General features: G+C 36.1%; 23 protein-coding genes. 3 read left to right on the forward strand and 20 right to left on the reverse strand.

All coding sequences use genetic code 11. The features are described from left to right. The coding region (locus AB3X49_RS00920; RefSeq protein WP_367960161.1) for a DUF2624 family protein at positions 1-198 on the forward strand (198 nt) is incomplete at its 5' end. 19 nt (positions 199-217) lie between these two features. Here AB3X49_RS00920 and AB3X49_RS00925 read toward each other — a convergent pair. Next, positions 218-1,114, reverse strand: a complete 897-nt coding sequence (locus AB3X49_RS00925; RefSeq protein ID WP_002088660.1) for a deoxyribonuclease IV — start codon at positions 1,112-1,114, stop codon at positions 218-220. Between the two features lie 251 nt (positions 1,115-1,365). Continuing rightward, positions 1,366-2,676: a DEAD/DEAH box helicase gene (locus tag AB3X49_RS00930; protein WP_002015172.1), complete on the reverse strand. Its 1,311-nt coding sequence runs from the start codon at positions 2,674-2,676 to the stop codon at positions 1,366-1,368. 179 nt (positions 2,677-2,855) lie between these two features. Here AB3X49_RS00930 and vrrA point away from each other — a divergent pair, with 179 nt between their 5' ends. Further along, positions 2,856-3,569 (forward strand): VrrA/YqfQ family protein, encoded by a 714-nt coding sequence (vrrA, locus tag AB3X49_RS00935; protein ID WP_367960163.1) that lies wholly within the window; start codon positions 2,856-2,858, stop codon positions 3,567-3,569. 89 nt (positions 3,570-3,658) lie between these two features. Then, the gene (locus AB3X49_RS00940) at positions 3,659-4,609 is read left to right on the forward strand and encodes a 4-hydroxy-3-methylbut-2-enyl diphosphate reductase (RefSeq protein ID WP_002015175.1); all 951 of its coding nucleotides are present in this window, start codon (positions 3,659-3,661) and stop codon (positions 4,607-4,609) included. 40 nt (positions 4,610-4,649) lie between these two features. On the opposite strand, the gene AB3X49_RS00945 is transcribed toward AB3X49_RS00940, so the two are convergent. The 18 genes from AB3X49_RS00945 to yqfD form a co-directional block, all read right to left on the reverse strand. Further along, a complete protein-coding gene (locus AB3X49_RS00945; RefSeq protein WP_367960164.1) occupies positions 4,650-5,771 on the reverse strand; it encodes a Nif3-like dinuclear metal center hexameric protein in 1,122 nt (373 codons plus the stop codon). Further along, positions 5,768-6,475, reverse strand: coding sequence for a tRNA (adenine(22)-N(1))-methyltransferase (locus AB3X49_RS00950; RefSeq protein WP_002190695.1), 708 nt, complete (start codon positions 6,473-6,475; stop codon positions 5,768-5,770). The genes AB3X49_RS00945 and AB3X49_RS00950 overlap by 4 nt, the downstream gene beginning before the upstream one ends. Before the next feature lie 166 nt (positions 6,476-6,641). After that, entirely contained in the window at positions 6,642-6,998 is a 357-nt protein-coding gene (gene cccA / locus AB3X49_RS00955) for a cytochrome c550 (RefSeq protein ID WP_002129130.1), read from the reverse strand. A 385-nt stretch (positions 6,999-7,383) separates the two neighbouring features. Then, complete coding sequence (gene rpoD, locus AB3X49_RS00960) at positions 7,384-8,511, reverse strand: RNA polymerase sigma factor RpoD (RefSeq protein WP_000764062.1); 1,128 nt, start codon at positions 8,509-8,511, stop codon at positions 7,384-7,386. A 59-nt stretch (positions 8,512-8,570) separates the two neighbouring features. Beyond that, a complete protein-coding gene (gene dnaG / locus AB3X49_RS00965; RefSeq protein WP_002015179.1) occupies positions 8,571-10,373 on the reverse strand; it encodes a DNA primase in 1,803 nt (600 codons plus the stop codon). Positions 10,374-10,454: 81 nt separating this feature from the next. Then, positions 10,455-10,598, reverse strand: coding sequence for a hypothetical protein (locus AB3X49_RS00970; RefSeq protein ID WP_201052966.1), 144 nt, complete (start codon positions 10,596-10,598; stop codon positions 10,455-10,457). A gap of 80 nt (positions 10,599-10,678) precedes the next feature. Next, a complete protein-coding gene (locus tag AB3X49_RS00975) occupies positions 10,679-10,825 on the reverse strand; it encodes a PIN domain-containing protein (RefSeq protein WP_367960166.1) in 147 nt (48 codons plus the stop codon). Between the two features lie 437 nt (positions 10,826-11,262). Beyond that, positions 11,263-12,075, reverse strand: a complete 813-nt coding sequence (locus tag AB3X49_RS00980; protein WP_002015180.1) for a pyruvate, water dikinase regulatory protein — start codon at positions 12,073-12,075, stop codon at positions 11,263-11,265. Positions 12,076-12,104: 29 nt separating this feature from the next. Then, on the reverse strand, positions 12,105-12,737 hold the full coding sequence (ccpN, locus tag AB3X49_RS00985) for a transcriptional regulator CcpN (RefSeq protein ID WP_002015181.1): 633 nt from the start codon (positions 12,735-12,737) through the stop codon (positions 12,105-12,107). A 106-nt stretch (positions 12,738-12,843) separates the two neighbouring features. Beyond that, complete coding sequence (recO, locus tag AB3X49_RS00990) at positions 12,844-13,590, reverse strand: DNA repair protein RecO (RefSeq protein ID WP_002129136.1); 747 nt, start codon at positions 13,588-13,590, stop codon at positions 12,844-12,846. Positions 13,591-13,623: 33 nt separating this feature from the next. Beyond that, positions 13,624-13,767, reverse strand: coding sequence for a YqzL family protein (locus AB3X49_RS00995; RefSeq protein ID WP_000883924.1), 144 nt, complete (start codon positions 13,765-13,767; stop codon positions 13,624-13,626). A gap of 176 nt (positions 13,768-13,943) precedes the next feature. After that, positions 13,944-14,849: a GTPase Era gene (gene era, locus AB3X49_RS01000; protein WP_002088672.1), complete on the reverse strand. Its 906-nt coding sequence runs from the start codon at positions 14,847-14,849 to the stop codon at positions 13,944-13,946. Next, on the reverse strand, positions 14,842-15,240 hold the full coding sequence (locus AB3X49_RS01005; RefSeq protein WP_367960167.1) for a cytidine deaminase: 399 nt from the start codon (positions 15,238-15,240) through the stop codon (positions 14,842-14,844). The genes era and AB3X49_RS01005 overlap by 8 nt, the downstream gene beginning before the upstream one ends. 99 nt (positions 15,241-15,339) lie before the next feature. Continuing rightward, positions 15,340-15,693, reverse strand: coding sequence for a diacylglycerol kinase family protein (locus tag AB3X49_RS01010; RefSeq protein ID WP_002143170.1), 354 nt, complete (start codon positions 15,691-15,693; stop codon positions 15,340-15,342). After that, positions 15,690-16,160 (reverse strand): rRNA maturation RNase YbeY, encoded by a 471-nt coding sequence (ybeY, locus tag AB3X49_RS01015; RefSeq protein WP_002088675.1) that lies wholly within the window; start codon positions 16,158-16,160, stop codon positions 15,690-15,692. The genes AB3X49_RS01010 and ybeY overlap by 4 nt, the downstream gene beginning before the upstream one ends. Next, positions 16,157-18,301 (reverse strand): HD family phosphohydrolase, encoded by a 2,145-nt coding sequence (locus tag AB3X49_RS01020; protein WP_367960168.1) that lies wholly within the window; start codon positions 18,299-18,301, stop codon positions 16,157-16,159. Before AB3X49_RS01020 ends, ybeY begins: the two co-directional genes overlap by 4 nt. Before the next feature lie 197 nt (positions 18,302-18,498). Next, complete coding sequence (locus AB3X49_RS01025; RefSeq protein WP_002015189.1) at positions 18,499-19,458, reverse strand: PhoH family protein; 960 nt, start codon at positions 19,456-19,458, stop codon at positions 18,499-18,501. A gap of 3 nt (positions 19,459-19,461) precedes the next feature. After that, positions 19,462-20,661, reverse strand: coding sequence for a sporulation protein YqfD (yqfD, locus tag AB3X49_RS01030; RefSeq protein WP_060751620.1), 1,200 nt, complete (start codon positions 20,659-20,661; stop codon positions 19,462-19,464). Between the last annotated feature and the right edge of the window lie 136 nt (positions 20,662-20,797).

Below are 20,797 nucleotides of genomic sequence, written 5' to 3' on the forward strand. Positions count from 1 at the left end.
CTATTGAAATATAGTAAAGAATACGAAGTTCCAATCACAACTGCACAAGCTGATAAAATCGTTTTACTTATGAAAGGGAAAAACATTAACATTTACGATAATACCGAGCGACTAGATTTGTTAAAACAAATCGCTAAAGTAACTACTCCTGCCACTGCCCAACAAGTAAATATTTTATTTCAGCAGCTATTAAAATAAGGAGGGGAAAATCCCCTCCTTATTGTGCTTTAATTTTTTCAAGAATTCCTTCATCAAAAGTACCATTTTTCAGCATTTCGATTTCTAATTTATATGGTGGCTTCTTATCTTTTTTATCTTCACCTACATACGGCGTTTCAAGAATTTTTGGTACGTGCGTAAGTTGTGGGTGATGCACAATGTGATGCAATGCCTTATAGCCAATATGACCAAAACCAATATTTTCATGACGGTCTTTTCCAGCTCCGCGTACATTTTTGCTATCGTTAATATGAAGTACTTGTAAACGATTTATCCCAACAATTTTATCAAATTCGTTTAACACACCGTCAAAATCATTTACAAGGTCATAACCTGCATCATGCGTATGACACGTATCAAAACATACAGATAGTTTTTCATTATATTTCACACCATCAATAATTTTCGCAATTTCTTCAAAGCTACGACCGCATTCCGTTCCCTTTCCTGCCATCGTTTCTAACGCAATGTTAACCGTCTGCTCTGGCGTTAATACTTCATTAAGCCCTTTAATAATTTGTTGAATACCAGCATCCGCTCCTGCACCAACGTGCGCACCTGGGTGAAGAACGATTTGTTTCGCTACACCTAATGCCGATGTTCTTTCAATTTCCATGCGAAGGAAGTCTACACCTAATTGGAATGTTTCTGGCTTCGTCGTATTCCCAAGATTAATAATGTATGGCGCATGTACGATAATTTCTTCAATACCGTTTAGTTCCATATGTTTTCTTCCTGCTTCTATGTTCAATTCTTCAATTGGTTTTCTTCGTGTATTTTGCGGTGCACCTGTATAAATCATAAACGTCGTTGCACCGTATGAAACAGCCTCTTCACTTGCTGCTAATAACATTTTCTTACCACTCATAGAAACATGAGATCCAATCTTTAACATACAATCACCTCTTCAATATACAATAGATATAATGATAGCATAATTTGTAGAAATATGTAGCGAATTGTTTGTTCACACAAAAGGCACTACATAAATTAAACAGACTATTCAAACAATCTGAACTCTATACTTAAATTAACCCAATAAAGCGAAACTTTAGTCAACGTTTTTTCTACCCCTCACTAATTATTAGTCTACATTAATCGACTTTCTCTCAAGCAATGAGATAAAAAAAAAATAAGGGAAATCCCTTATCTTTTTTTATTGCTATATTTTTTCTTCACTTTGTCACGTTCTGTTGCAAGTTTTCGTTTATAGTTTGGTTTTACTTTTTTCGGCTTCTTAACAACTTTTGTTGCCATAACATCTAGTCCATCACTTGGTTTTTTACGGCTCTTACGACGACGACGGTCACCTAAATCCGCCCATTCATCTCCGCGTAAATCTACATGTTTAAACTCGATATGACGTTGTTTTTCCAAACTATCTAACGCTTCTTCATTTGCTGGATCATAAATCGTCACTGCAATACCTGAATGACCCGCACGTGCAGTTCTTCCAACACGGTGAACGAAGAAATCTAAATCTGGTGGAAGTTCATAGTTAATAACATGGCTAATTCCTTCAATATCAATACCGCGTGCCGCCAAATCTGTTGCGACAATGTATTGGAACTCTAAATCACGAACTTGTTTCATCATTTTTCTACGATCACGTGGTGATAAATCACCGTGTATACGCCCTACTTTTAATCCACGTTCTGCTAATCCATCGGCTACTTCGTCAGCCTTCTTCTTTGTGTTTGTAAAGACAATTGCTAAATATGGTTTAAATTGAAGTAGCATATTTTTCACTAATTCAGTTTTATTACGGTGTCTTGAAGGCACAAGGTAATGATCAATATTTCCTGCTGCAACTTGCTTCGGATTAATATGAATATGTTCTGGATTCTCCATATATTTCTTCAAAAATGGTTTTAATTTTTGAGGAATTGTTGCAGAGAAAACTAACATTTGCAGATTTTTAGGCATACGTGCCGCAATTTTATCTACATCTTGAATGAATCCCATATCAAGCATTAAGTCCGCTTCATCGACAATAATAGTATCCGCTTTATAGACAAATAGCGCCTTTTCTTCTACTAAATCTTTAATACGTCCTGGCGTTCCAACTACAATATGAGGTTGTTTTTTCAACTTTTCAATTGATCGTTGTTTATCAGTTCCACCAATTAAACAGCGTGCTGTAATCATTTGATCTTCTGCACAGAACTTTGTTAGTTTCACAATTTCTTCGTAAATTTGTTGTGCTAACTCACGAGTAGGCGCTGTAATAACAAGTTGTACCTCTTCACGACTTGCATCAATTCTGTTTAATGTAGGAAGTAAGTATGCATGTGTTTTCCCAGAACCAGTTTGGGATTGTCCAATTATACTCACACCTTTTTTCACGACCGGGAAAATTTTCTTTTGAATTCCTGTTGGCTCTGTAAAGCGTAGTTCACGAACTGCATCTATTAAAAATGGTTTAAAATCATACTGTGTAAAAGTTTGTAGTGTCATAAGTTACACCTTCTTTCTAAAATTTCTACTGCGCACAAATCAGTCAAGTCTACATTATATCGAAATCTACAAGTAAAATCCATCTTTAGTTTAGGTTTTTATCTCAAAAACTAACCTTCTTTCCTTCCATTGCATATTGTATGTGTATATACCTAACTGAAGAAAGGAGGATTTCCCACATGTTTCCGAAATCCCCTATAAGACAAATGTATCCGAATCGAGGACAACAATCTTACACACCATATCCGATTCCACAACTACCACCGATGGCTCAAAAAAAGAAAGGTTTCCTTGCTAAACTCTTTAAAAAACACGATCCAACCGAACCTTTCATGCAAATGGTCCCTCCTTATCGACAAATGGAAGGGCCACCGATGATGCACCAACAACCGCCGCCCCAATATCAACAGCAACAGCCATACCAACAACAATATACACAACAATATCAGCCATACATGCAGCAATATCCTCAACAGATGATACCACCTCAAATGTATGAATCAAATGATACACGTGGTGCTGCGTCAGCTACAACTGCAGCGGCATCTAGCAGCGGCATCGGTAGTTTTTTTTCAAATTTAATTTCGAACCCAACTAATATGATAAATAATATCGAAAAAGTATCTCAAGTCGTGCAATCTGTCGGTCCTGTTGTCGAACAGTACGGTCCCATTATGCGTAGTCTACCAAGCATTGTTAAAATCCTCACCTCTGGAAAAAGTACGGAAGAAAATCAAACTGAAGATGCAACAGAACAGGTTGAGGTAGCAACTCCACCTCCTCCACCTCCAAAAAGGAAACGAAAAAAAATAGTGCTTGAACCGGTAATAGAAAAAGAGGTTCCGAAAGAACCCGTTCAACAATCAGCAACAAAACCAAAACTATATGTGTAACAATCCTTTGTTTTCTATCCACTCCTCCTTTATAATGTAATGGACTATGCACAAAAGTATCCCTTGTTTAGAAGGAGAGGATTACTCACATGAAGATTGTTAAAATTTCCCCTCGTGGTTATTGCTACGGTGTTGTTGACGCAATGGTTATTGCACGTAACGCCGCATTAGATAAATCATTACCGAGACCCATTTATATTTTAGGTATGATTGTTCACAATAAGCATGTCACAGATGCTTTCGAAGAGGATGGCATCATTACATTAGACGGTCCAAGTCGATTAGAAATTTTAGATAAAATCGATTCTGGTACTGTTATTTTCACTGCACACGGTGTTTCTCCAGAAGTTAAACAACGTGCAAAAGAAAAAGGTTTAACGACAATTGATGCAACTTGTCCAGATGTTACAAAAACACATGACCTTATCGAAGCAAAGAAAGCTGAAGGATACCATGTCATTTATATCGGCAAAAAAAATCATCCAGAACCAGAAGGCGCAGTTGGTATCGCACCTGATATCGTTCATCTTATCGAAAAAGCTGATGATTTAAAAACACTAGAAATTCCAACGGATAAAATTTTAGTTACGAATCAAACAACAATGAGTCAATGGGATGTTCAACATTTAATGGAGGACATTCAGAAAAAATTCCCAACAGCAGAATTCCACAAGGAAATTTGTTTAGCAACTCAAGTTCGCCAAGAAGCTGTCGCTAAACAAGCTGATGTTGCAGATTTAACAATTGTTGTCGGTGATCCGAAAAGTAACAACTCAAACCGTTTAGCACAAGTATCACAAGAAATCGCTGGTACGACAGCATACCGCGTTGCAGACGTAAGTGAAATCCAATTAGAATGGCTACAAGGTGTAGAAAACGTAGCTGTTACAGCAGGTGCTTCTACTCCAACGCCAATTACAAAAGAAGTTATTGCTTTCTTAGATCAATATGACCCAATGAATCCAGCTACATGGGACAGAATTCGAAAAGTACCACTTCAAAAGATACTACCTCGTGTAAAAGTAAAAAAAGAACAATAATAAAAACCGTTGCCTACATGAGCAACGGTTTTTATTTTTCTTATACAAATGTGAATGGATCTGTATGTAACTGCGAAGCGTGAATGTGTACATTGAATTTCTTCACATCTACTTTTTCTTGCAATTGTTTTTGTACACCTTGCTTCATTACTTTTTCAACGTTATGTCCTGGATCGACTATATTTAAACCATTCATCATCGCATCGTGAGCAACATGATAATACATATCACCTGTTACATATACATCTGCTCCTTTAAATTTCGCTTGGTTTATATATTTATTACCGTCACCACCAAGTACAGCTACTTTACGCACCTTATCATCTAACTTTCCAACAACTCTTGCACCCTTTACATGTAATGATTGTTTCACATGTAAAGCAAACTGCTCAAGCGTCATTTCTTCTTGTAAATACCCTATTTTACCAAGTCCTAATGTTTCACCTTTATTATCAAGCGGATATACATCATATGCCACTTCTTCATATGGATGGGCTGCCAACATCGCTTTAATAACTTTTCTTTGTAATGAAGCTGGAATAATCGTTTCGACACGTATCTCTTCCACACGTTCTAACTGCCCAGTTTCTCCGATATAAGGATTTGTACCTTCTTGAGGGATAAACGTACCTACCCCTTCGCTACCGAACGTACAGTGGCTGTAATTACCGATATGACCTGCATCCGCATCTCCAAGAGCTTTGCGCACTTCTTCTGCATGGGTTACTGGAACAAATACAACAATTTTTTTCATTTCTTCTGCATATGTAGGAGCTAATACTTCTGTATTTTGTAACCCTAACGCATCAGCAAGTAAATCATTTACCCCGCCCTTAGCAATATCTACATTTGTATGTGCGGCATAAACCGCAATATCATTTTTAATACACGTTTCAATAATTCTTCCGTACGCCTTATCTGTATGAATCGCTTTTAATGGATTAAAGATTAAAGGATGGTGCGCTATAATGATATTCGCTCCTAATTGGATCGCCTCGTCCACAACTTCCTCAGTTACATCTAACGCGATTAATACGTGCTGGACAGGTTTATTAAGCGCTCCAATCTGTAAGCCAATCTTATCCCCTTCCATCGCTAAATGCTTCGGATACATACCTTCAAACAAAGAAATAATTTCATGACCATTCGGAATTTTACTCATGATAAAACCTCTCCTATCATTTTCATTTTCGCTTCTACTTCTGCACGCTTCGCTTTTGTCTCTTCAGACTCTGCTGCACGTTCTAACTGTTTTAAAATATTTTGGAAGTTTTTCAATTCCCCTTCCCACTTTTCAATAAAAGCTTCACTTTTTTCTTTTATTAAAAATGGACCCATAAACAATTCAGCTTGTTTATTTTCAGAGTAAGGTACTGCTGTATCTCCTCGCTCTCCGACTAAAATCTCGTAAATCTTTCCGTCTTCTATTACAATTTTCTCACGGATAAGCTCCCATCCATTTTCAATAAACCATTCACGGATATGGTGTGCTGCAATATTCGGCTGTAAGATTAAACGTGTTACACCTTCTAATTTTTCTTTACCACTTTCTAAAATGTCACGAATTAACGCTCCACCCATACCAGCAATCGTAATAACATCTACTTCTCCTGGCACTATAACAGCTAATCCATTCCCTTTACGAACGTCTACTTTATCTTGTAAGCCACTTTCAGCTACAGTTGCTTGTGCAGAGCGAAACGGTCCATCTACAACCTCTCCTGCAACTGCTTTTGTAGCAATATTATTTATAATTGTATAACACGGTAAATACGCATGATCCGATCCAATATCAGCTACTGTAGAGCCTACCGGAATCTCCCTCACAACTTCTTCTAATCGTTTCGAAAGCTTTACTTCATTCATGTATTTCCATTACTCCTTCTCTTCTCAGTCTGTCTCCATGATAATGAATTTATAGTAGTTGTTGCAAGTCCATAACAATACTTCAATTCTCTATTACTAATCGTATTTTAGATAGTATAGAAAAACAAGCCTTTTGCAAAAAGCAAAAGACTTGTTTTTCTATACTTTATTTTTTCTTCGATAACCAATCAGCTACTTTTGCCGCTTGATCAGCTGGAACTATATTTGGCGGCATATTTCCTTTTCCTTTTGAAATAACTTCTTTAATTTCATCTTTTGAAAGTTTCCCACCAATTTTTTGTAAATTAGGGCCTACCGCTCCTTGTAACTGATCACCATGACAGCTCGTACAGCTTTGCTTTACAATATCCTCTGGCTTTGATGCTGTTTGTGCTGGTTTCCCACCATTTTTTGCATCAGCTAACTCTTTAGATTTATTTAGCCCCTGAAATGAAAATACAAACATAACGATAATACCTAATGCTGCAATAAGAGCGAACGGAATCAACGGATTACGTTTCATATCTCTTCTCCCCCCTCTATACCGCTAAATAGTTAGATGATTCAGTCATTTATATTGTACTTGAAAACGCCCTATCAGAAAAGAGCAAACTACTACTTGTTAAAAATATTCCGTAAATTCATTTTATTGATTTTCACTATTATATCGCATATTATTTCGATAATTACTAACGTTTCTCATCATATTTTTTACTTTTCTACATATTATTTTGTATATAATAAACAAAATAAATCGAAAAATCGAAAAATGAGCATTTGCAAATCAAAAGACAATTCTGTAAAATAAATTACAAGAAATTGTAATCGTTGCCGATAGCTAAATTTTAACAAAAATTAACAAAATAAAAAAGTTTACTTCACAAAAGTGAAGTAAACTTAAAGGTAGCCTATTCTAAGAAATCCTTAAGACGCTTACTACGGCTTGGATGTCTTAATTTGCGAAGTGCTTTCGCTTCAATTTGACGAATACGTTCTCTCGTTACGCCGAATACTTTCCCAACTTCTTCAAGCGTACGAGTTCGTCCATCATCTAAACCAAAACGAAGACGCAGAACATTTTCTTCACGATCTGTTAGTGTATCTAACACATCTTCTAATTGTTCTTTTAGCAATTCATACGCTGCATGGTCCGCAGGCGATGTTGCTTCTTGGTCTTCGATAAAGTCACCTAAATGGGAGTCGTCTTCTTCACCAATTGGTGTTTCAAGAGAAACTGGCTCCTGTGCAATCTTTAAGATTTCGCGTACTTTTTCTGGAGCAAGATCCATTTCTTCACCAATCTCTTCAGGAGATGGTTCGCGTCCCAAATCTTGTAATAATTGACGTTGTACACGGATTAACTTATTAATTGTTTCAACCATATGAACTGGAATACGAATTGTTCGCGCTTGGTCTGCAATCGCACGTGTAATAGCTTGGCGAATCCACCAAGTTGCATACGTACTAAATTTAAAACCTTTACGGTAGTCGAACTTTTCAACTGCCTTAATTAGACCCATATTTCCTTCTTGGATTAAGTCTAAGAAAAGCATACCACGGCCCACGTAGCGCTTTGCAATACTTACTACAAGACGTAAGTTTGCTTCCGCAAGACGGCGTTTTGCTTCTTCATCGCCTTCTTCAATACGTGTCGCAAGTCGAATTTCTTCTTCAGCAGATAGTAAGTCTACACGACCAATTTCTTTTAAGTACATACGAACAGGGTCATTGATTTTCACACCTGGCGGCACACTTAAATCATTAAGGTCAAATTCTTCTTCCGTTTTTGTAATTTGACGATTATTAGGACCTTCGTCGTTGTCATTGTCACCAACTAAGTCAATCCCTTGTTCACCTAAATATTCATAGTATTCATCCATTTGATCGGATTCAATTTCAAATCCATTCATGCGTTCTGCAATCTCTTCATATGTAAGAACACCACGTTTTTTTCCGAGCTCAGTGAGTTGTTCTTTCACTTGCTCAAGGGTCATTTCAGTTTCAATTTGTTTAGAACGAGCTGGTTTATCAGCCATCTGTTCCCCTCCTTACGCGAGATACAAACATTCATTATACTAAAACTTTATCGAAAAAGCTATTTTCTTGCTTTTTGACTTTGTAAATATGCCACATAATATTTAGCAGCCTCTACAGGATCTGTTTTTTCCATTTGTTTTACTTTAAAGATAATTTCCATCTTTTCAAGTTTTTCTTTATGGCGTCTTAGCGCCTCCAAATGACCTTGTAACGCTTCTTCTGTGTACTCTGGATTAATAAATTCATCCGTCGAAATATCAGTAATAATATTTTTCAACTTTTCATCAGAGAGCCAACTTAAAAATGTTCCGACTGAAGGTTCATTTCCCTTTTCATAATATGCGTATAGTTCATATAAAATCCCTTTATGTTCTTCTGTATAAAAATCTTCTATATGAGGTTCCATACGTACTGTCACTTCTGCACTTTGCAACATATGGTAAATAATTTCTCTTTCTGCCCTTTCAAAACCTGTTAATTTCGGTTTCGTTTGAACAATTTGAGATGGCTTAGAAACCTGCTTTATTTGTTTTTGCTGTACCTTTTGTTCTTTGCGATATTGGTGCAATTGATTCAAAAGTGTTTCCATTGAATACGAAAATTCTTGCGATAATGATTTTAAATATGATTCCGCCTGCATCGCATCCTGTAGCAATGATAACTCTTTTAAAACACTTTTTACATATTCTTCTTTGCCAGACTCATCTTGCAAATTTTTCCCTAAACGCAAATAATTTATTTTGAAACCAACAAAACTTATACTTGATTTCACAAGATTTTCAAAAGCGGTTGTCCCATATTGTTGCACATATTCATCAGGGTCAAGCTTATCTGGCAAGGATGTAACTTTCACTTGGCAACCAACTTGCAATAGTAATTGCCCTGCTTTCATCGTCGCTTCTCGCCCTGCTTTATCACCATCATAGCAAAGAACAACAGTTTCAACGTTACGTCGCAGAAGTTTCGCTTGTTCTTCAGTTAAAGCTGTTCCCATTGTCGCAACAGCTTCTTCCACACCACTTTTCACCGCGGCTAGTACATCGGCATAACCTTCAAAAAGGACAACCTGCCCACGTTTTCTAATAAACGGCCTTGCTTGGTGGAAATTATACAACAGCTTACTTTTGTAAAAAATCGGTGTTTCAGGACTATTCAAATATTTCGGAGTGTCATCTCCTAATGCCCTTCCACTAAACGCTATCACCTTACCTTGTAAAGTATAAATCGGAAACATAACTCTTCCGCGGAAGCGGTCATAATGACTGCCATCCTTCTCACTTCTTACAAGAAGGCCAGCCTGTTCCATACTAGATAGCGACAAACCTCTTTTTTGTAAAATTTTCGTTGCTGCATCCCAAGCTTGTGATGCATAACCAATTTCAAATTTCTCAATCATCTCTTTTGTAATACCACGTTTTAATAAATATGAAAGTGCTTCATTTCCTTCTTCTGTATTTACTAATAAATGATGATAATACTTTTTCAAAAGTTCATGAGCCTGTTGCATGATGACAGTGTCATCAGATATGTCTTCTTGTTGTTGTTGTCCTTGCCCTGATGTATATTCTGCAACTGCAATTCCATTTCTTTCGCCAAGCTTTTGAACAGCCTCTGTGAAAGCAAGTCCTTCCATTTTCATAAGAAAAGAAAATACATTTCCACCTTCTCCACATCCGAAACAATGAAAAATTTGCTTATCAGATGAAACAGAGAATGAAGGAGAATTCTCACCATGAAATGGACAAAGGCCGAAATAGTTACGCCCCTGCTTTCTAAGTTGAACATACTCACCAATCACTTCTACAATATCGGATGATGTCCGAATCTGTTCAACAACTTCTTCAGGAATTCTGTTCCCCATAACTCCATCTCCGTGTCGTATTTTGTATTCGATATAAATTAAAAGATTCCTTTATAATTCGACAATATTTTTCTAAATTTGTTAGAAAGTACTGTCGATCACATTGTGTAAACGATTTTGGACCTTTCGTATAAGTCCCCAGTCTGCGTAAATTCGCAGATACATACTACTATATAAAATTGTATACATTTGCTCATCTGTTACAAATGTATCTCTTGGAGACAATACATATACTCCTTTTTCACAAGAAGACTAGCAAGAAGCACTATAGCCTGTATGATCATGAGATCTGTAGCTTTTGCATGTTAATAAATATAACAGTCAACTTCATCTTGCTCAGAATCTACATAGACCCAATTACCTTGCTGTTTTCTTGAACGATGAGCATAGGATACGACAAACAAAATTCCGACATAAAATTTTGTTCCAACTTGCACAATTGCATTCTTCACGGGATACGCATCTGCATCAAATAATATCTTATCTGATGTTTTGCATATTTCTGTATTCTACATCCCTTCTGTGAATCCTTCCATAATGTGCGTTTTCTTGTCTAGATTTTGTCGATTTAACGTAAATACATGTCTTTTTCGAAAATCCTATCCCTAGTTTATTCTGAAAAATTAAAGTCTAAACGTAAAATATAGGTTTTTATCACAATTTTTTATTATAATATATTTTCTTCAACTACGCTACATATCCCTTTAATTTTCATCTTACACTTAAAGATAACGAAATCGTTCCTTTAGCATAATTAAAAAACAGAAGAATATAAGTATAACCATTCCGCTATATTCTATTACTAAGCCGAAAGTTCATGCTCTACTTCGCATCTTCCTCTAACGCCTTCTCACGAGCGAAAAAAGCACATTCACCTTTGGTAAATGTGCTAAAACATTTTTTGGTTTTGCACTGCATTCACAATAATATTTGCTGTTTCTTCAATTGCCTTATTTGATACATCAATCACTTGACAATTTATTTTACTAATTACTTCCTCAAAATGATCAATTTCTTCTTGAATACGATTAATATTTGCATATGTTGCTCCATCACTTAATCCAAGTGATTTCAATCGTTCTTTTCGAATATGATTTAACTTATCTGGTATAATTTTCAAACCGAAACATTTCTCTTTTGCCACTTGATATAATTCCTCAGGCGGATCCACTTCCGGTACAAGTGGTACATTAGCAACTTTCAAACGTTTGTTATGCGCTAAATATTGTGAAAGTGGTGTTTTTGATGTACGTGAAATTCCAATCAACACGATATCAGCTTTTAAAATACCACGTGCATCTCTACCATCATCATACTTAACTGCAAATTCAATCGCTTCAATTTTTTTAAAGTACTCTTCATCTAATCTTCGAACGACACCTGGCTCATACCTTGGTACTTGCCCTGTAATTTCTTCAATTTGATCGATAAGAGGTCCGATAATATCGTATGCCTCTACTCCTTCTTTTGCCGCTTCTGTCAATAAATATTGACGCATATCAGGCTTTACTAACGTAAAACAAATAAGCGCTTGATTGCTCTTGGCAATCGAGATTACTTCTTTTAATGTCCCTGTATCTTCTACATACGGTACACGCCTAATATCAGGAGCGAATGGGAACTGTCCCATTGCCGCTCTAACAACCAAATCAGCCGTTTCTCCTACAGAGTCAGATACGACATATACGATTTTATTATCCATTACATTACCTCACTTTAAACAAATTACACTTATTCGTTATTTACTAAATTTACAAACGCACGTGTAATATTTGTTTTTGTAATTCGTCCAATCACTTCTAAACCTTGTTTCGTATCCTTCACAACCGGCATCGCATCAATCTGTCTTTCTATTAATTCCATCGCAATATCATATAAAGAATCCTCCCTGCGACACATCGCAATGTTTGGCATCCTTGTCATGATAATATTAACCGGAAGAGAGGTTAAATCCTGCTTTCCTAAGCTAGCTCGTAATAAATCTTTACGAGATACAACGCCAACTAATAAAGTAGCTTGATCTACAACAAATAATGTACCAACGTCCTCTAGAAACATAGTACAGATTGCATCGTATACTGATACATTTTTATCAATTACAGCCGGTCTAGATTGATAATCTTGCACTTTAATTTTCTTAACAGCTTCAGATAATAGCTGTCCCCCGGTTTTACCCGTATAAAAATAACCTACACGTGGACGCGCTTCTAAATAACCAGCCATCGTTAAAATTGCTAAGTCTGGTCTTAGCGTTGCACGTGTTAAACCCAATTGCCCAGCAATTGACTCCCCTGTAATAGGACCGTGATCTTTTACAATCTGAATGATATGCTCTTGCCGTTTATTCAGCTCTATGATAATCACCACCTTTAATGCACAACGAAAAAAGTTATACTATCTCTTAAATATTATATACTAAATATGCTATCCGAAAAAGAAAGTATGTAAAAAGGACCGTATACGGCCCTTTTTATATTTGAAACTTATCAAGTTGTTCCAAGAAACGCCTTGTTTTCAAATAAATCCCACAATATTCGTCATAATATGTATTCAATACTGTGCGCATTTGTTTTTTTGTACTATCCTTCACCGATACATTACCGAGCCGGTGTAAATCAAAGTGAAAAAAGAGACGTAATAATTTATGAACAGCCTCTCCCACCGGAATACGATACGGATCTTGCTCCGCATGACGCGAGCACAGAAAACCGCCTTCCCGGACAGAGAAGGCGACAAAATCTGTTTCTTGATGACAAATAGCACATGTATCAAAGTACGGGCGCATCCCTAATACCGGAAGCATTTTCGTTTGATAAATTAATGATAATACTTCTGGATCAACACCCTCACACATATAATGCAACGTTTGATATAACATTTCAAATAAATACGGATTATGCTTCTTATCTTCTGTTGCTTTATCGGTTAATTCAATAATAAATGATGCATAAGCAGTTAAAAATATATCCTCGCGAATTTCTTTCATAGATGAAATAATCTCGCCTTGTTGCAAAGTTCCAAGTCCAGATCCCATTTGAATAAGAAAATGACCATGTGTCATAAGTTGCGAAATAGCTGCTAACCGACTCTTCGGCTTTTTCGCCCCTCTTGCCATTGCACTTACCTTACCAAATTCCCGTGAGTATATTGTAACAATTTTATTTGTTTCTCCGTAATCTGTCGTACGGATAACAATGCCCTCAACTTTTTGAAACATGTTCGTCACCATCCAAGGTTTGAACAAAACGGGTCAAGAAATTGGAGAGTCTAGATGCGCTAACTCCTCTTCATGTTGATCCATCTCATCGTTTACGTCTTTTTCCATTTCTTTCAAAAGCAAATACGTTTCAATGCTTCCTGTTTTGGAGAAAAACTTCCAGGTAAAATCTAGCATAAGAATCCACCTTTCTCAATAAGCGTAGCCTATAAACCAATTTCTTTTGTTGTTATTAAGTTGACCCATTTTGTTCATTTTCATGTGAGAAAAATTTTTCCTAATTTATCAAGGTTCATAAAAACCAATAATCAGCGGATGAACAAACCATCCACTGATCACAACTTTACTTCATATTAATACTCGTCTTCACGGAAACCAAGGTCACGAAGCTGTGACATCTTATTACGCCAATCTTTTTGCACTTTCACCCATACTTCTAAAAATACTTTAGAACCAAGAAGTGCTTCAATGTCAAAACGAGCTCTCTTACCGACTTCTTTTAACATCTTCCCTTGCTTACCTATAATAATTCCTTTTTGTGATGCACGTTCAACAACAATCGTTGCGTTTATATAAACCGCTCCGCCCTCACGCTTTTGAATTGCATCAATAACAACCGCTACAGAATGCGGTACTTCTTCACGTGTTAAATGTAATACTTTTTCACGAATAAGCTCTGAAATAATAAATCGCTCTGGATGATCCGTTACTTGATTATCCGGGTAATATTGCGGTCCTTCTGGTAAATACTTTTTAATTGCTCCGATTAACGCTTCAACGTTATTACCGTCCAATGCAGAAATTGGCACAATCTCCGCGAACTCATATAATTTACGATATTGATCAATCAACTCCAGCAATTGCTCTGGATGAAGTTGGTCAATTTTATTAATTACCAAAAATACCGGTTGTTTCGTTTCTTGTAATTTCTCAATAATAAATTCCTCACCACGACCATATCCTTCAGTTGCATTGACCATAAACAAAACAATATCAACTTCTTTTAATGTCGTTTGAGCCATCTTCACCATGAAATCGCCTAGTTTATGTTTAGGTTTATGTATTCCTGGTGTATCAATGAAAACTACTTGTGAATCATTTTCTGTATATACACCTTGAATTTTATTACGAGTTGTTTGTGGCTTATCGCTCATAATGGCAATTTTTTGGCCAATAATACGATTTAAAAATGTAGATTTCCCAACATTCGGTCTGCCAATAATAGAGACAAAACCTGATTTATAACCTTTTCTATTCATGTAAATCCTCCGCTAAAAATGCTCCTGGTAACAATTCTCCGACTGTTGTCTCTTGAACATCACCATGTAAGTTTGATAGGTATACTTTCGTATCCTGTTTACATAATTCTATCATAACTTGTCGACATGCTCCACAAGGAGGTACTGAACGCTTTGTATCCGCTACGACTGCAATAGCTACAAACTCGTTATCCCCTTCAGAAATTGCCTTAAATAAAGCTGTTCGTTCTGCACAGTTACATAAACCATATGATGCATTTTCAACATTACATCCACGATATATTTTTCCATCCTGAGTTAGTAAAGCTGCACCTACTTGAAATTTAGAATATGGTACGTACGCTCGTTTACGCGCTTCGGTTGCTTCTTGAATTAATTGTTTGCTATTCATATTCCCGCATCCTTTCCATTCATAGATGTGAATAGATACACTCTTTCATTAAAGGCCTTCACGGCGCTCCCAAAGCTTAATAAAAGCTTCGGAATGCAACTATACCATATACGGTAAAAAGATAATAGCACCAATTACAGCAGCTATAATTGCAAATAATAAAACTGCCCCTGCTGCAACATCCTTTGCAATTTTTGCAACCGGATGAATATCGACGGTTGCTAAGTCTACTGTTTTTTCAATAGCCGTATTCACCATCTCTAAACTCATTACAATCCCTATCACAATAAGTACGACAATCCATTCCATTGTTGTAATATGGAAATAAAAGCCGCAGCATATAACGATGACTGCGGCTAAATAATGAATTTTCATATTTCGTTCATGACGAAGACAAAAGTATATACCAGCTATAGCATATCCAAAACTATCTAAAAGTTTTCCTGTTTTCATCGTCCTAATCCAAAGGCCTCTAAAATTTCTTTTTGTCTTCCAAACATTTCTTTCTCATCTTCTTCTGTCATATGATCATAACCAAGCAAATGCAAAAAGCCATGTAGTGCTAAAAACCCAAGTTCTCGATCAAAAGAATGTCCATATTCTTCAGCTTGTTCTTTTGCTCTTGGAATAGAAATAATAAGATCTCCTAACATACGCGGCATCTCTGCACCGACAATTTCCATTTCGCCTTCTCCCATTTCTTCCATAGCAAAAGAAATAACGTCCGTAGGCTGATCCTTATCTCGGTAATCACGGTTTATTTCACGAATACGTTCATTATCTACAAATGTAACCGATAATTCTGCGCCTTCTTCTATGTTCTCCATTTGGGCTGCTTTCTCTACTAAACCTCGAATCAAACTTATATATTCGTCTTTCACTTCTTCTGTTTCATCAATAAAATCAATTAATAAACTCATTCTTTCTCCTTTTCTTCCGGCGGTTCCGGATATGTAATACGGGAATGGAAAATACCATTTAACGTTTCACATAACGTTTTTCCAACGATTTGTAGTTCCTTAAATGTCAAATCACATTCACTAAATTGACCATCTTGCAGGCGATCTTTAATAATACTTTGCACTAAATTATTAATCTGATCTGGTGTTGGATGGTTCATCGAACGTACCGCCGCTTCCACACTATCAGCAATACCAACGATCGCCGACTCTTTAGAAGTTGCTTTTGATCCTGGATAGCGGAACATTCCCTCCGTATATTTCTCTTTATCTTCTTTAATCGCATTATAATAAAAATATTTAAGTAACGTTGTACCATGATGCTGTCCAGCAATATCGATAATTTCTTGAGGTATATGGTGTTCTTCTAACATTCTCACCCCATCGGTTACATGAGCAATTATAATATCTTTGCTCGTTACAGGATCTAATCTATCATGCGGGTTTTCAATACCCATTTGGTTTTCAATAAAAAACTGTGGTTGTACAGTTTTCCCTACATCATGATAATACGCCCCTACACGCGCTAATACTCCATTTGCTCCAACTGCTTCACAAGCAGCTTCTGAGAGATTAGCTACCATTACACTATGATGATATGTACCTGGTGCTTCTAATAAAATTTTACGCAAAAGCGGGTGATTCGGACTTGAAAGTTCCATCAATTTCATACTCGATACAATCCCAAGACCACTTTCTAAATACGGTAAAATCCCCATAGCTAGAACAGAAGAGATAATACCCGAAACAGCAGCCATTAATAATTGCACCCCAATTTCAAGAGGCGAAAAGTTCCCGTTACGTAATAATAGCAAAGCCGCTAATACGACTACATTTAATACAGAAACGAGTATACCAGCTTGTAAAATCATCGTACGACGATTTTTTTCTCTCAAGAAAATACTAACTGATAATGAACTTAATAAAACATAAATCCCCACACTATAATTCAGTGTACTCGTTACACCTTCATTAAACATAATACTTCCGCATACAGAAAAGATCATACTCGTTAAAAATACAAATCGATCACCAATCATTAATTTTACAAGTATTGTTCCCATGGCAACTGGAACAACATACGCGATTCCTGCATACTCAAGTTTTTGAAACAAACTAATGATTTTCATTAAAACAATCGTGATAGACAAAATTGTAATATACGCTAAGACATACGGCCTATCTTCTCTTTTCCGCTGTAAAAACACTTCAAACTGCTTATGCATAAAGTACAATAGCACACCAATGAGTACCGCTAACCCAACATAGGGTTGAAAACTGTTCCCTTTTTCTAACAGGCCAACTAATTTCAACTGATTGTACATATCACTTGAAATCGTTTCACCTTCTCTAACAAGGACTTGCCCTTGAAGAATATAAACAGGTGGAACTAAATCTTCTTCCGCTTTTCTCTTCTCTTTTGTTAAGGTCGGATCATAAAAATAGTTTGCAGAAATCGCATATTTCCCTAACGCCTTAATAGATTCCTTTAAACCATTATCAACATTAACACTATTCATCTCACTTACATATCGTTCCTTCGCATCCTTCAATTCGTCCATTTTAACATGCTCAGTCATGATACTATTAATAGCTGTAACTGTTGCATCTTTCGCTAATACTAATTGGTTCGAATCTGCATTAATTAAGTTTAGTAAGTTTGAATCAGATAATTCTTTCGTTAAATCAGTAGGCAATTTTTTTTTCAACTTGTCCACTTTTTCAGCATCAGTAATCTTTTTTTGCTCATCCGGTCCAACCGCTTTAATCTCTTGTATCACTTCATCTACTTTAGCAAAGACGTCATTCACAATATCCACTTTATTTTGTTTATACTCACTTTTATATGTATATTGATCTTCAACTTTTGTAGCGGCTTCTTTTTTCTTTTTGTCCGTTGTAACTTTATCTTCAATTTTAATAGGAGAATGGATTGTTTTTTTCGCAATAGAATATGTTGTAACATCTAATTGCTCTGGTTTTACATTATTCATAAGTGCAAAAAACAGTACTGCTCCTAATAAAACGTAAGAAATCCAACTTAGTTTTTTCGAATGTTGTAAATTACGAAACCACTTAGAAATTTCTTGAGATCTTGACATGATTTCAATACCTTCTCCTCTCCAGAAATAAAGTAAAACTATTTATAGCTTTCATTTCTTCCAGCCAACGATGCTTTTTAGGACCATATTTTTATAGACCATCACCTATAGTTTATTTCCCTCGTCTTTAATGATAGTAAAAAATATGTCATTCGCCAACCTTATCATACAAAAAGAAATGATCCTGACAAATAGGATCATTCCATTTTATCATATGCCTCAATAATACGTTGCACTAACGGGTGTCTCACAACGTCCGTTTGTTCCAATGTAATGAACGAAAGACCTGATACACCAGATAAAATATTAGCAGCAATAGAAAGACCTGACTTTACCCCTTTTGGCAAGTCTACCTGTGAGGGATCCCCCGTAATAACCATTTTAGAACTAAAACCTAATCGTGTTAAAAACATTTTTATTTGAACACCAGTTGTATTTTGCGCCTCATCTAATATAACAAATGAATCATCAAGAGTACGCCCTCTCATATAAGCAAGAGGTGCAATTTCAATTACACCACGTTCCATCATACGTTGTGTATATTCTTGTCCAAGAATATCATGTAACGCATCATATAGTGGACGTAAATACGGATCTACTTTTTCTTTCAAATCACCTGGTAAAAACCCTAAGCTCTCTCCAGCTTCTACAGCAGGTCTTGTTAAAATAATTTTCTTTACATACCCTTGCTTTAAAGCTCTCACAGCCATTACTACGGCTAAGTATGTTTTTCCTGTCCCAGCAGGTCCTATCCCAAATACAATATCATTCTTTTTCATTGCATGAATATATCGTCTTTGCCCCATCGTTTTCACACGAATGGATTTACCTTTTGCCGTTTTAAAAATTTCCTCTTCATATAATTCTTCGAATTGAGCAATTTTCCCTTGTTGCCCAAGCTGAATCGCATACGCAACATCTCTTTCCGAAATTGATACACCTTTACGGATAACAACAAGTAACTGTTGTAAGATTTTTTCTACGAGCACCACAGTTTCATCTGCCCCAGATACACGAACAGATTCTCCTCTAGTCACAATCGATACACTAAGTTCTCGTTCAATTACTTTTAAATGAGCATCATTTACCCCAAAAAGAGCGATTGCTTCGTTGGGATTTTCCAATTGTTGGTTCATTTCTACTAATTGTTCTGCCATTACTCAGTCTCCTTGAATATCGGATTCAGATATTGGTTGTGGCTCTGCAATATTTTCAATCACTGTATAATGTAATGTGACCTTTAGGTGATCCGCCTCAACCTCTTTACTCAAAATGTTATCACTTACAATCATAGCATGTTCATCCAATTTTTTCTTCAGTTCTTTTTCTGCCATCTCTTTCGCTACTTTCATTGCTTGTTTTTCGGTATATTCTCGGTTCGCTTCTTCCTCTTCTCGTACAATATCTTTCTCGTATGCAATTGGTAATGTAAATCCAAATAATTTCACATCATGTTTTACACTTTCAGTACGAGAGCGCTTATACTTATCCTGTAGAAATCCCCATATTTTTATTTTAGTACTCCCAAATTTAAGGAAATATTCATTGTATGAATTACCAGTATACACTTGAAATTGTGTCTTTAACGGAACATCCACCTCAGATTTATACCACGTTTCTCCATATACAATCCCTTTAGCCGAAACAACTGTCGGATTCTCCTCATTACCATACATCCCGGATACGAGAAGTTGCCCCTTTTCTACATGGTCATTTTTCATGACAACCGGCTTCCCAACTTCCACAAATGTTTTTGTAATAATCCCTTCTTTTTTTGCTACTAAGTTTTGTGGCTGTTGTTCACTTTCTTTTTTCGGCTCATTTTTTTCAACAATCTTAAAATGATATGTTGTCCCTCTTATTTCTAATCCCGCCCAAGTAATCGCATTAATATTGTCTGTCAAATGACGTTGAACATCTTCTACACTCGGCATTTGGAATTGTAATTTACCTTTTTTTATACCCATTTTGTCCAATTCTTTCATCAATATATATTCTGTTTCAGGTTTTGCTCCTGTAATTTCAATTTTCCACACCATATTTGACAATGCGATCATTCCGAAAAAAAATATTAAAAACCCAATTAAAAATCCACTATTTTTAATTATACGCTTATTCCAAAAAGGAAAACCGTAACGTCCAATAAAATATAATTTACATTCATTTTTTCTATAAATTGGTTTTATCTTTTTCACATCTCGTAATAACATACAAAAAACTAACGTTTCATCAGCTATCTTCTTTACATCCCAAACGAGTAATTTCTTCCGCACACACTCGTTAACAAAGCGTTCCGCTCCTCTACCTTCAATTCGCACCTTTACATACCCAAGCCATTTTATAAACCATTTATTTTTCATCGACTATCTCCACTACCTTTCTAAAAGTAGATACACTACTTTTCAATTCGATTATCAAACTAGCTCGTACTAAAATTTTAATTAGCAGATTCCTTGATCCTCACTAATTATTAACCTTCACGAGCCAGTTTTTTAC

This window comes from Bacillus sp. C30 (genome assembly GCF_040838255.1).
Lineage (GTDB): Bacteria > Bacillota > Bacilli > Bacillales > Bacillaceae_G > Bacillus_A > Bacillus_A mycoides.